11 protein-coding genes are annotated in these 12,406 nt (G+C 66.9%); 4 read left to right on the forward strand and 7 right to left on the reverse strand.

What is annotated here, in order from left to right:
- Window positions 1-106: 106 nt before the first annotated feature.
- The 5 genes from D8670_RS19785 to D8670_RS19805 form a co-directional block, all read right to left on the reverse strand.
- Window positions 107-2,344 (reverse strand): amino acid permease, encoded by a 2,238-nt coding sequence (locus D8670_RS19785; protein WP_121819842.1) that lies wholly within the window; start codon window positions 2,342-2,344, stop codon window positions 107-109.
- On the reverse strand, window positions 2,341-2,772 hold the full coding sequence (locus D8670_RS19790) for a universal stress protein (RefSeq protein ID WP_121819843.1): 432 nt from the start codon (window positions 2,770-2,772) through the stop codon (window positions 2,341-2,343). Before D8670_RS19790 ends, D8670_RS19785 begins: the two co-directional genes overlap by 4 nt.
- Window positions 2,773-3,099: 327 nt before the next feature.
- On the reverse strand, window positions 3,100-4,437 hold the full coding sequence (locus tag D8670_RS19795) for a glycosyltransferase family 2 protein (protein ID WP_121819844.1): 1,338 nt from the start codon (window positions 4,435-4,437) through the stop codon (window positions 3,100-3,102).
- A 439-nt stretch (window positions 4,438-4,876) separates the two neighbouring features.
- Window positions 4,877-5,185, reverse strand: coding sequence for a HalOD1 output domain-containing protein (locus D8670_RS19800; RefSeq protein ID WP_121819722.1), 309 nt, complete (start codon window positions 5,183-5,185; stop codon window positions 4,877-4,879).
- A gap of 95 nt (window positions 5,186-5,280) precedes the next feature.
- The gene (locus tag D8670_RS19805) at window positions 5,281-7,707 is read right to left on the reverse strand and encodes a PAS domain S-box protein (protein WP_121819723.1); all 2,427 of its coding nucleotides are present in this window, start codon (window positions 7,705-7,707) and stop codon (window positions 5,281-5,283) included.
- A gap of 160 nt (window positions 7,708-7,867) precedes the next feature.
- On the opposite strand from D8670_RS19805, the gene D8670_RS19810 reads away from it, so the two are divergent.
- Window positions 7,868-9,442: a PAS domain S-box protein gene (locus D8670_RS19810; RefSeq protein WP_162994374.1), complete on the forward strand. Its 1,575-nt coding sequence runs from the start codon at window positions 7,868-7,870 to the stop codon at window positions 9,440-9,442.
- 64 nt (window positions 9,443-9,506) lie between these two features.
- Here D8670_RS19810 and D8670_RS21705 read toward each other — a convergent pair whose 3' ends face one another.
- Entirely contained in the window at window positions 9,507-9,641 is a 135-nt protein-coding gene (locus D8670_RS21705) for a hypothetical protein (protein WP_255459104.1), read from the reverse strand.
- Between the two features lie 208 nt (window positions 9,642-9,849).
- On the opposite strand from D8670_RS21705, the gene D8670_RS19815 reads away from it, so the two are divergent.
- Together D8670_RS19815 and D8670_RS19820 are read left to right on the forward strand one after the other, a co-directional pair.
- Window positions 9,850-10,278 carry a universal stress protein gene (locus D8670_RS19815; RefSeq protein WP_121819725.1) on the forward strand — a complete coding sequence of 143 codons (429 nt, stop codon included), beginning with the start codon at window positions 9,850-9,852 and terminating at the stop codon, window positions 10,276-10,278.
- On the forward strand, window positions 10,275-11,090 hold the full coding sequence (locus tag D8670_RS19820; protein WP_121819726.1) for a helix-turn-helix domain-containing protein: 816 nt from the start codon (window positions 10,275-10,277) through the stop codon (window positions 11,088-11,090). Before D8670_RS19815 ends, D8670_RS19820 begins: the two co-directional genes overlap by 4 nt.
- A gap of 40 nt (window positions 11,091-11,130) precedes the next feature.
- On the opposite strand, the gene D8670_RS19825 is transcribed toward D8670_RS19820, so the two are convergent.
- Entirely contained in the window at window positions 11,131-11,493 is a 363-nt protein-coding gene (locus D8670_RS19825) for a DUF5789 family protein (RefSeq protein WP_121819727.1), read from the reverse strand.
- Between the two features lie 190 nt (window positions 11,494-11,683).
- Here D8670_RS19825 and D8670_RS19830 point away from each other — a divergent pair, with 190 nt between their 5' ends.
- Entirely contained in the window at window positions 11,684-12,361 is a 678-nt protein-coding gene (locus D8670_RS19830; protein WP_233752287.1) for an NADH-quinone oxidoreductase subunit B, read from the forward strand.
- Window positions 12,362-12,406 lie beyond the last annotated feature (45 nt).

Here is a 12,406-nt window from a genome sequence, read left to right on the forward strand (position 1 = left end):
GCGGTCCAGCCGCATGACGTGAGGGCTACCAGACCTCGTCGACTGAGACAGAGAAGTCCCGCAATCGTGGACCTGAACTACTTTTTACGGTATGAGAGTGTCAAGCCTAGAATAACCGTTCAATCAATCCACGGTCGCGGTGTTTCTCTGCGAGCAGGACCGAACACTCCACATCGTCGATAACGTCCAGTACGAGCGACCCGGTGACGAGTCTGCGGAGGAGCCCCTCTTCTGTCGCACCGAGAAGCAGAAGCGTCGAATCGTCCGCAGCGTTCCGGATCGCTGACTCTACGTCTCCGGTTTTGACGAGCAAATCAGCGTCCTCTAATTCGTTGTCTATCGCCCACTCTGTGAGGAACTGCTCGCCTGCCTCGCGGTCTGCAGCGACGTTGAGTAAGGTCACCTCGGCGTCGAACTCCGCTTGGAGGTATTTTGCGATGGTGGCCGACAGCTCCGAATCCGGGCCACCGGCCGTCGGGAGCAGTATGCGCGAGGGATCGAATCCACGGTCGCGCAGAATCAGGAAATCACAGGGGACGGCCTCGGTGAGCTCGTCGATCGCAGACTCCGCCCGTCCAGGAGAGCCATGCGAGTCAGGCCCCCAGCCCATAACGACGAGGTCGGCGGTGTGGGTTCGAGCGGCATCGAAGATCGCCTCGTAGGATTTGTGCGACAGGATGGTGTGCGTCTCGACGTCGACGCCGAACGTTTCAGCGTCCTCACGGGCATTGTCAAGCAGGTGCTGTGAACTATCGTCGATATCGTCGGATCGTTCGGCGGCAGCCGCTAGTGCCGTCTGGTCAGGCACCGTCACGATATGGGTGGCGACCACTGTCCCACCCCGTTGTTTGGCGATAGCACTGGCGAGCGTGATGAGTTCCTGCTCGTGTGCGGGATTGGCCAGTGGCACCATCACACGGAACTGCCCGCCATCTGGTTGGACGCTCGTGGCAGCGCTGACGGCTGCGTCAGGCATTTCCCGTGAGCGTGAGATGATATGCTTCGAGAGGATTCCCTGTTTCTCGGTTCGAGTACGAGCATAGAGGAAATACCACAGTATCGCCGCCACCGCGATGCCGAACGAAAGTATGAGTGCATCACTGGCGACAAAGACCAGCAGTGCAAAGGAAAAAACGACACCCAGTATCGGCAACAGCGGATACAACGGGACGACGAAATCTGGGGTGTACTCCTCGGGTCCGACGTAGCGCATCACGATAAGTGCCAAGTTCAACAGGCCGTAGATGATGAGATGCAGTCCCGAGGCTGCCCCGGACAGTAGCGTCAGATCGCCGATGATGATAAACAGGAGAATGAGCCCGCCGGTGATGCCGATAGCCCGATAGGGGGTTCCAAACCTCTGATGGATCTCGTTGAGCGCCGGTGTGACGATGCGGTCACGACCCATGGCGAAGTTGATACGCGAGGAAGCAAGGATGGAGGCGTTCGCACTTGAGGCGGTCGCAAGGAGGCCACCGAACAGCAGGGCACCGCCCATCGCGGCTCCTTGAATGTAGTCTCCCACTTCAACGACGGCGATGGGGTTCTCGGCGTCAGAGCTGATGATGTCTGCGATGAACCCCGGGGGAACGGCCGCGCTCATGATTACCAAGACGAGGGCGTAAACGACTGTCACGATGACAACACTGCCGATCACCGCGCGTGGGAGGTTCTTACCGGGGTCCTTGATTTCCTCGGCCACACTCGTTATCTGGACGAAGCCGAGATAGGAGACGAAGATGAGCCCCGTGGTCTCCAGAGTGGTGACGACATCAGTAGCAGCCGGGAGATTCGACGGTTCGGCTCGGAGCGTCCCCAGGAACGTGAACACGGTGAGGATACCTACCAACAGAACGACGATGATGTTCTGGAGTCGGCCCGTCTCCTTCGCGCCGACGTAGTTGACGAGAACGAAGAAGGCGCCACCGACGAGCGCGATCAGCTTCACCACGGTGATCGATAGCGACCCGACGCCGACAGTACCGGAGAGACCGAAGATGCGGGCGATGTACCGGCCAAATCCGACCATGTAGAAGGCGCTGGCGAAGGCCAGTCCGAGCCAGTTGGCCCAGCCGGCGACCGACCCTAACATCGGCCCCAGCGCGTGGTTGACGTAGTAGTAGGCCCCGCCCGAGCGGGGCATCGCAGTGCCGAGTTCGCTGGCCGACAGCGCCGTGAACATGGCGATGACGCCCCCCAAAACGAATGCCACGGACGCCAGCGACCCGGCCTTGAGGATAGCCTCGCCCGGCAGGACGAAGATGCCCGCACCAATCATCGTCCCAACACCGATCGTCAGAGCCGCGAGTGGTCCGAGGTCCTTGGCGAGATCTTCCTCACTCATACCTCGTCCTCACGAGGAAGGGCGATGACGGGGCGGTTCGCCTTGGTCACCAGTTTCACCGAAATGTCGCCAGACAGAAACTTCATAAGTCTATTCCCCCCGCGGGAACGGTAAGCGATGGCGCTGGCGCCGACCTCGTCAGCGGCGTTGAAAATCTCAGCAGCCACGTCCCGCCCGTAGGCGGTGTGTACGTCGGCATCGGGGAATACGGACTGGACGGCGGCGTACGATTCTGCGGCTAGGTCCTCGGATTGCTCGACCGGCGTCTTGTCTGGCACGCCGCCGCCCTTCTCTACAACGTGGAGGGCGGTCACATGAGTCGGCCCGTAAGGTTCCAGGGCAGTCGCCGTCGCCAACGCATCAGCTTCGTGAGCGACGGGAAGAAGTACGTGGGCGAGGATGTCTTCGTCGTCGGTCTCACTGCTCATACTGTCCAGTATGGCTACTCTCCGTTAAGAGTATGTATCCTGTCCATATAGATATCGTCGCCTACAGGTTCCGGTGACTCGATATCCGAAATAGCGCCTACAGCGGTTTGATCACATAGTGACAGAACAGGCAATCCCTCCTCGATAGGAGCGCGTACGTCCTATCATTCAGATATGAGGATTTATCGAGCAATTGTGCTAGTCGTGAGTCTTCTAAATGAAATCGCTGGAATCCCACATCATGCATTGTGACGGCCGACCTCAACTTCCATACGGCGAGGGAGGGGACGCTCCCCGGACTACAGAATGGCGGTCGGAAGAAGGCGACTAATCGTCCGAGCTCGCTCCCGCGTCCTCGGTGCTGCTCGTCACGTACGTCACCGGCGCGTCGAGGACGAACTCGTCGAGGAAGGCGGTCACGACGACGGTGCACTGGAGCGCCGCGTACGCCCACAGCGTGAGCGGCGCGGCGTACTCGCGATGGGCGTGCGAGCGGTCGGCCACGTAGTCGAGCGCGAAGACGACCGCGGCGGCGACGAGGCCCGCGGCGGCCGGGGAGAGGCGGAGCGCGGCGGCGAGCGGCGCGTCCCGAAACGGCGGAGCAGCGATCCACAGCGCGGGCAGCGCGAGGATCAGCAGGGGCGCGACCAGGACGTAGCCGAACGTGAACGCGGCGTCGAGTTTCGTCACGGGCGACACACGCGGCGACCGGAGCATCGCTAGCGTGTGGCGTCGGGCGACCTGAAGTGCGCCCCGCGCCCAGCGCTTGCGCTGGCTCAGCCACGCGTCGAGCGTCGCGGGGTTGTTCTCGTACGTGACGACGCCGGGGTCGACTCGCACGTCGTCTCCCGCCTGGTGGACGCGACACGCCATGTCCACGTCCTCGATGAGCACCGATTCGTCGAACGGGCCGAGGTCGTCGACGAGACCCGCGCGGAAGAGCACCTGCCCGCCGGTAAAGAGCGTGAACCCGCCGAACACGTCGCGGGCGTAGAACTCGGCGCGTTCGAGGAGATGGCGCTCGACGGTCGCGTGGAGCGCGACGAGCGAGTCTGTCGCGTTAGTGCCGTAACACCGCCCCTTCACGCATCGAACGTCGGCGTCGCGGAACCACCGGACGCCGCGCCGGAGCATCGCCGGATCGGGACGCTGGTTCGCGTCGATGCTGGCGACGACTTCGCCGGAAGCGTGGTCGAGCGCGTGGTTGACCGCCGCCGCCTTTCCGCCCGGCGGAGCGTTCCGGCGCACGGCGGTCACGCGGTCGTGTCGCCGTGCGGCTCCCTCGGCGACGCGAGCGGTCCCGTCGGTCGACGCGGACTCGTAGCAGAGGACGGTCTCCACCTCGCCGGGGTACTCCAGCGCGCGGCAGGCCGCGACGCAGTCCCGGAGCGCGTCCGCCTCGTTGTACGCCGTCACGACGACGCTGACTGACGGCCACTCCGTCGGTGGGTCCGGCGGGGTCGGCGACCGCACCGCCAACAGTGACGACCAGAGCGCACGGGCGGCGATCCCGGCCAGAAGCGCCGTCCCGATTACGGTCAGCGCGTTCGCAGCGGCTGGCACCGCGAGCGCGAGCGCGAGAAACAAGAGAGCGATCCCGCCGGCGAGCGCCGCGTACGTCGCCGTCGACGACCCGTCCGCGGACGACGGCGTCTCGACCTCCATGCCCGAAGCAACGACGGCGCGGGGGAAAACCGTGGGGACCGGATAACGACGCTCGGATACCGGGAGACGGTCGAGGCGGCAGGTGAAAGCAAGTGAGAGGAGCGATCGGGTACGCGTCGTGTGGAGGGTTCAGAATGTGTAGAGAGTTTGAATAGTGTAGAATGTCTAACCGGTCTCGGAAAGCCACAGGGAAGGAGTACGCGAAGAGAGATCAACCGTGGAGAGCGTCCGAGATGGGGGAGAGGGGGGAGGGAGGTGGGGGGATGGAGGGGCCGCAACGGCGGGGACGCGGTCGAATTGCGTTCCGGGACGAGGGGGAAGCGTTCCGGGACGAGGGGGAAGCGTTCCGGAACGCGGGAGTGGGGTGCCGCTGAACTGGGGTGCCGTGGGAGGGCGTCGGGGGAAGCGGGGCAGGGGAACCGGACGAGACGTCGCCGCCTCAGTCCTGCGAGACCGCGGTCGCGGTCGCGGCGGCCGTCGCGTCGTTGGGGGGTCGAACGACGACGGTGCGGTCGCCGCGAATCACGACGTCGCAGTCCGCGAGCGTGAACGTGAGCCGAGCGTCGAACTGCGGAGAGTCCTCCCCGAACAGGCGCTCCAGCGCGTCCGGGTCGACACTGTCGTAGAGGGGCACGTCGATGTCCATGGGATCTACGCCCTTGGCGTCGGCGACGGCCCAGACGACGGTCTCCGGGAGGGACTCGTTTTCCGCACTGCGTTCGACGGTGGTCGGTAGGTTCACGCTCATGTTCCATCCCTTCGTAGTACATCCGGCCCCATGGGTACCGTGGCTACAGTGATACGGGAGCCGATCGGATCGGGGCTATATGCATAACACGGGGGTCACTCCTCGTCGAAGAGGAGCGTGAGGAGTTTGCGCTCCGCGGCCCGCAGATGCCTGTTGACGGTCGGCTGCGAGACGCCGAGCGTGTCGGCGATCTCCTGCCCGGTCCGCTCGCGGGGCCAGTCGAAGTAGCCACCGTAGAACGCCGCCTCCAGCACCTCGTTCTGCCGGTCGGTGAGCGACGACTCCACCATCGACCGGAACCGACGCCTCGACCGCACCGGCCGGTCGAGTTCGCGGCGGGCGACCGGCGCCGCGTCGTACCGCTGCCGGAGCCACCGGACGAACGAGTCGACGTCGATCGGAGACGGGAGTTCGACGACGAGGCGAAGCCCGTCGCCGTCGGTGGTCCCGTCGCGGGGGAGCGCGTTCCGTTCCAGCAGCTCGCCGAAGAAGCCGTCCTCGTCGAAGACGACCTCGATCCGGACGGAGCCGTCGGACCGGTCGACGACTGACGACCCGCGGACGTCCGCGCGGTCGTCCGTGGCCGCGAGCAGGTCGTCCGCTGCACCGTCGGGCACGAGCACGATCGTCCGGACCCCGTCGTCATCGAGGCAGACGCGCTCGAACTCCAACTCCGTGCCGGCGGCGCCCGCGAGCGCGACGGGCGGGACGTCGTCGCCGACCCTGAGTTCCAGTTCGGTCGACGAGTCGCTTGCGATAGCGCGCCTGCGCTCGACGTTTCCGAGCGCGTACCCGGTTAGGTCGCCGACCGCGCCGAACGCCCGCCGCTCGCGCTCGCCGAACGCGTCCGGTTCGGTCGCGTAGACGACCAGCACGCGGCGGGGAACGTCGTAGCCGCGGATCGGAACGGCGATGACCGAGCGGAACTCGCGTTCCAGCGCGGCCTGCCGCCAGGGATCGAACGGAGGGTCTCCGAGTACGTCGTTCTGCGTCTGCACCGTCCCCTCCTGAAGTGCTCGGCCGGCCGGACCCTGCCCGTGCGGGCTCTCGTCGACGGTTACCGATATCTGCTCCAGGTACCCCTCGCCCTCGCCGGCCGAGACCGTCGGGATCACGTCCTCGGTGGCAGGGTCGTCCTCGCCGACCCAGGCGAACGCGAATGGCTCCGCAGCGGTGATCCGCTCGCAGACGCCGCGGAGGACCTCGCGCTCGGAATCCGCGCTCACGGCGACGTCGACGCTGCCGCCGAGCACGTCGGCGACCGCCGCCGTTCGGTCGAGCGAGGCGGTCCGGGCCTCCAGCGCGGAGGTCCGTTCGCGCAGCGATTCCTCCCGGTCCGCCCGGTCGAGGGCTGCTCGGACGCCCTCGGCGAGGATGCGGACGGTGTCGCGCTCCCGGGGGGTGAAGTCGTCGCCGGTCGCCGTCCAGACGACGACGCCGTGCTTGCCGAGCGGAACGCAGAACCCCCGGAATCCCTCGCCGACCGCGAACTCCGTCGGTTCGTACGTGGCGAACGTCTCCCAGAGCGGGTTCTCGACCGAGTCGCCGAGCAATTCGTCGGAGAGCGCGCCCTCCGGTGATTCCGCGACCGGCCGGAGTTCGCCGCCGCTCTCGTCGTAGAGGGCGACCATCGCCGCGGGCGCGTCGAACTTCGCCTCGGCCGCGTCGACGACCGCCTCGCAGATCTCTGTCCGGGTCTCGGCGGCCGACAGCCCCTGCGTCACCTCCGCGACGGCAGCGAGTTCCCGCTGGTGCTCGACCTGCTCGGTGACGTCGCGGATGATCCCCGTGAAGAGCCGGTCGCCGTCGTACCGGAACTCGCTGAACGAGACGCCGAGTTCGATCGTCGATCCGTCGCGGCGTCGGCCGGGGAGTTCGAGGTAGTCCCAGTTCAACGCTCGCTCCCCCGACCGGAGGTAGCGGTCCATCCCCTCGCGGTGGCGCTCGGCCATCTCGTCGGACATGAGGAGGGAGAGCGATTCGCCGATCAGCTCCTCGGGCGCGTAGCCGAACACCTCCTCGACCGCCGGGTTGACGTACCGGATCTCGCTGTTCGCGTCGATCGTGACGATCGCGTCGGACGCGGCGTCGGCGAGCGCCTGCAGGTGCGCCTCGCTCCGCGTCGCGGCCGTCGCCTCGGCGTCGGCACCGTCGTCCGACGGGCGCTCGTCACCCCGCACCGCGCGTTCGATCGCGTGCACGAGGAGACGGTCGCTCGCCGCGCTCTCCCGGTCGACGAACTCGGCGCTGGCGTCGAACACGTCGTCGACGGCAGCCTCCTCCGCCGCCGCGTAGACGACCGCAGCGACGTCGGGAAAGCGCTCGCGGAGCGCGTCGAGAACGGCCGCGTCCGCGCAGACGAGGCAGTCGATCTCGTCCGGATCGAGGCCGCGCGAGCCGCGGCCGGTCTCGAAGAACTCGATCGAGATGCCCGTGTCGCGGACGGCGTCGGCGACGGCGTCCGCGGTCGCCCCGTCGGCCACGACGGCGACCGACGCGGCGGAGAGGGATTTCCGTCTCATCGGCAGTCGTCCCCCCTCGTACGACAGATCATATAGTCGTCCCCAGTTACATTCAAACTTCTAGCTGTGAAATCGTTAAGCCGCAGATTCCAAAAAGACCTCCACCCAAAGAGTGGGGTATGTGCCGAGGAACCGAATGCCACACAGATGGTCAAACGCGATGAGCGAGCCGAAGTCAGCGGAGCAGGGCGATAGCGCCGTTTCCGTCGCCGAACCCATCGCGGTCAGCGGCGCGGAGACGTACTTCCGCTCCGTCGTCGAGAACACGTCGGACGGCGTCGTCGGCGTCGACGAGAGCGGCGACGTGGTGGTCGCTAACCCGGCGGTCGAGCGGCTGTTCGGCTACGCGCCCGAGGAACTGATCGGCGAACCGGTGACCGCGCTGATGCCCGAACGACTCCAGTCGGACCACGTCGCCGCGTTCGAGCGATACCTGTCGACGGGTGAGCGCACTGTGGACTGGGACTACCTCGAGTTCCCCGGCCAGCACCGAGACGGGCACGAGCTCCAGTTGAGTATCGCGTTCCGAGAGTCGGAACACGGCGGAGAGCGGGTGTTCACCGGGTTCATCCGCGACGTCACCCCGCGGAAGGAGCGGGAACGAGAACTCGAGCGCCAGCGCGACGAGCTGGAGCGGTTGAACCGGATCAACGGCGTGATCCGCGACATTAACCGGAGCCTCGTCGGGGCCGCGGACCGTGACGCGATGCTGACCGCCGTCTGCGAGCACCTGGCCGCCGCCGATCGGTACCGCTCCGCCTGGATCGGCGAGCGGGACCCGGCAACCGACCGTCTCCAGCCGACCGCGTGGGCGGGCATCGAGCTGAGCGAGATCGATCGCGCGTCCGCGTCGGCGGGCGACAGCGACAACCCTGATCCGGTCGCTGCGGCCGCGCGGACGAGAGAGTCGCAGGTGAAGAACGGCGTCGCCGCCGTACCGATCGTCTACGACGGCACGCCTTACGGGGCGTTGGCGATCCGCGGCGAGCAGCCGGGACTGTTCGACGAGCGCGAGCGCAGCGTCCTGACGGAACTCGGCGAGACCGTCGGTTACGCGATCAACGCGCTCGAACAGCGGCGGATGATCATGAGCGACGCGCGCCTGGAGGTCACGCTTCGCGTGAACGACGCCATCGACGAGTGCAACGCGCTCGTCGGCCGCGAGCTGGCCGTCCTTCGGACCGTCGCCGGTAAGGGCGACCGAGTCGTCATCTTCGTCTCGACCGATCCGGACGTCGAGGCGGCCGACCTGACCGCCGCGTTCGGCGACGTCGTCACCGTCGAGAACGTCCGGCGGGTACGCGACGGACTGTTCGAGGTCGTCGCCGAGGACCTGCCGGTGACCCGGGCGCTCTCGGGCCGCGGCGGGCGACTCAGGTCGGCGAGTATCGAGGGAACGAGTATGCACTTCGTCACTGAACTCCCACAGGACGCAGACGTGCGGGCGCTCGTCGAGACGGTCCGAGAGGCGTTCCCTGACACTCGGCTCGTCGCACAGCGGTCGGTAACGAGGGACGAGCGGTCGGTCGAGGAGTTCCGCGCGACCGCGGACGCCGAGGTCACCGAGAAACAGCGGACGGCGCTCGAAGCCGCGTACTTCGGCGGCTACTTCGACAGGCCCCGCGAGAGCACCGGCGAGGAGCTGGCGGCGTCGCTCGGCGTGTCGCCGTCCACCTTCCACCAGCACCTGCAGGCGGGGCTGCGGAAATCGCTCGCGGCGCTGTTCGAGCAGTAAGTGAAGCGATTCGCACATCGAACGGAACTCGGCGCCGTTCGAGTGCGTCGTTGCGTGTAGTCCGCTAGCTTCGACCGACGATCGGCGACTCGCCGCAGTCGATACACACGTACTCGTCGCCGGCCGTCTCGACGATCGGAGCGTTACACTCGACGCACTTCATCTTCGCATTCCGTGCTGCGCGCGGATAGCGTCCCATGTCCATGCAACGTCGGCGGCGAGGTATAAACCGGCGCGACCGTTGCCGTCGGTTGTCCGGCGTTGCGCCGAATAGTACCGCCCTTCGCGGGACACGACGACGCGCTTGCGCCGGGCGCTTGACTAAGACCGCCCTAGGTCGGGGTGAACCGCGCCTTACTCGCGCAACGTCGCCCGAAGTTTAACACCCGGCGTCGTGACCGACGAGTATGTACGACCGAGTGCTACTGCCGACCGACGGGAGCGAGGCCTCCCTGACGGCGGGCGAACACGCGTTCGACATCGCGTCGACGTACGGCGCGGATCTCCACGCGATCTTCGCCGTCGACGAGACGGTGTTCGCCGCCGACGCCTACTCCGGCACCACCCCGGACCAGTACGAGCAGGTGGGGGAAGAGGCAGTCGAAGAGGTGGCGGAGCGCGCCGCCGACCGCGGCGTGGGGCCCGTCACGCGCGAGGTCGTGTACGGGCCGCCCCATCGGGCGATCGCGGACTACGCGGCGGAGAACGACGTGGACCTCGTGGTGATGGGGACGCACGGTCGGAGCGGCGTCGAGCGCTATCTGCTCGGCAGCGTCACCGAAAAAGTCGTCCGGACGGCCGACGCCCCCGTCCTCACGGTGCGCCCGGAAGCATGAGCACGCCGACCATCACCGAGGAGGACGAAGCGATCCTCGACTACCTCGCCGAGAACGCCGCCGGGCGCGCGGACGTCGCCGACGCGGTGGGACTGAGCGACGACGAGACGGCGGACCGCCTCGACGGCCTCGTCGAGGGCGGCCTCGTCCGCGAATCGACGGGCACCTACGAGATCACCGACAGCGGCGAGCGACTGCTCGCCTCGCCCGGCGACGGCACGGCGGACGCCGGGGTCGACACGCCGCCGGCGGTCGGCGAGGCGATAGCCGAGATGGACCTCGCGCCTGACCACGCGGAGGCCCTGGAGGAGGCGTTCGCGTTCCTGCGGCACTGGGGCGCGGCGTCGTCGGCCGAGGTGATCGACGCGGTGTACAGCGAGAACCCCCTCGGCTACGCCTCGGCGGACGACTGGTGGGCGGAGGCGATCCGCGACCCGCTCGCGGAACTGCCCGAGATAGAGCGCGACGGCGACGCGTGGCGCCACGCCGGCGGCGGGGCGGTCGACGACGGCGACGGCCGGCGGGCGTTCACGTCGACCGGTGAGGAGACGTACGGCAGCGTCAAGCACGCGTTCGAATCGCTGGACGTGGACGCGCAACAGCGCGAGGCCGTCACCGCGGTGTTCGAGCACCTGCAGAGCCACGGCGGCGCGTCCGAGGACGAACTGCAAGAACTCGCGCGCGACGCCGCCGATGTGGAGGCGTCCGCGGGCACCTGGTGGCGCGACGCGGTCGCCCCCGTCCTGCGGGAGTTGCCCGGTATCGACCGGGGTGACGGCCGCTGGCAGTACTCCGGAGACCATCCAGAGTAGCTCCGGCGGCGCGTCGGCACGCCCGGTCAGTTCGCCCGAGCTACCGACCCGCTTCCTCGTCGTCGAGGCCCGACAGCGCGCGCTCGTCGTTGTACTCCTCGGCGCCGCTGGCCTCGCCCGTCAGTTCGTTGTACACCGCCTCCCGGACCTCGTCGGCGGACTCGAAGCGCTCGTCGACCAGTCGGTCGAACACGTCGCCGACCGTCTCGGTCTCGTTGGCGAGGTCGATCTCCTCGTCGCCGTACTCCGTCGCCAGTTCCTCGCTCGTCGCGGGATACTTGTACTCGTCGAAGAAGTCGGCCCCCAGGTCGGCCGACATCCGCTCGGCGCTTTTCGCCCGCTCGCGCCGGCGCTCGTTCGCGCGGTCGGTCACCTCGCTGGCGTCCGGCTGGTCGTCCGTCATGGTCGGACGTTCCCGCGTGACGCGGATAAGCCTGAATCCCAGGTCGGTTCCGAGTGGTTGCCAGATGTCGTCGTCGTACTGCACTCGTGCGGTTATCAGTACTATGACACGGCCTAACATACTTCTCTCTGCTCCACTTACGCCACGACACCCTCGGGTGGGGACAATGAGTGATTCTAACGAGCAATACATGGAGAAGCGGTCGCCGGGACGGGGAGCGAGCACGGAAGGGAGCCGACTGGGCAATCGGTTCAACTCGCGGCTGCGTGAGGCGTTCGGCTCGTCGCCGTTCATCCTCACGAAGTTCGACAAGTTCATGAACTGGGTGCGGGGGTCCTCCATGTTCATGCTCCAGTTCGGCATCGCCTGCTGTAGCCTGGAGATGATGCACAGCTACTCGACGAAACACGACCTGGACCGCTTCGGCGCGGGCGTCCCGCGCGCCTCGCCGCGACAGGCCGACGTGATCATCGTGCCGGGGACGATCGTCTCGAAGTTCGCCCCCCGGATGAAGCGCGTCTACGACCAGATGCCCGAGCCGAAGTTCGTCGTCGGCATGGGCAACTGCACGGCCTCGGGCGGCCCGTTCCAGAAGGGGTACAACGTCGTGAAGGGCGCGGAGGAGGTCATCCCGGTCGACATCCAGATCCCGGGGTGTCCGCCGCGACCGGAAGCGCTCATCTACGGCGTCGCCAAGCTGCAGGAGCGCGTCGCCAACGGCGAGTCCGCGCCGGTCGTCGTCAAACCGTACGAACTGGAGCGGTTCGGCGACCTCGACCGCGGCGAGGTCGTCGACGAGCTGTCCGACCGCATCGACGAGGAGACGCTCGTCATGGAGTACAACTGGGTCGAGGGGAACACGCCATGAGCACGCCAGAGGAAGAGAAACGAGAGCTCGAAGCGGGGGCAACGA

It is taken from the genome of Halostella limicola (genome assembly GCF_003675875.1).
GTDB classification, from domain to species: Archaea; Halobacteriota; Halobacteria; order Halobacteriales; family Natronoarchaeaceae; genus Halostella; species Halostella limicola.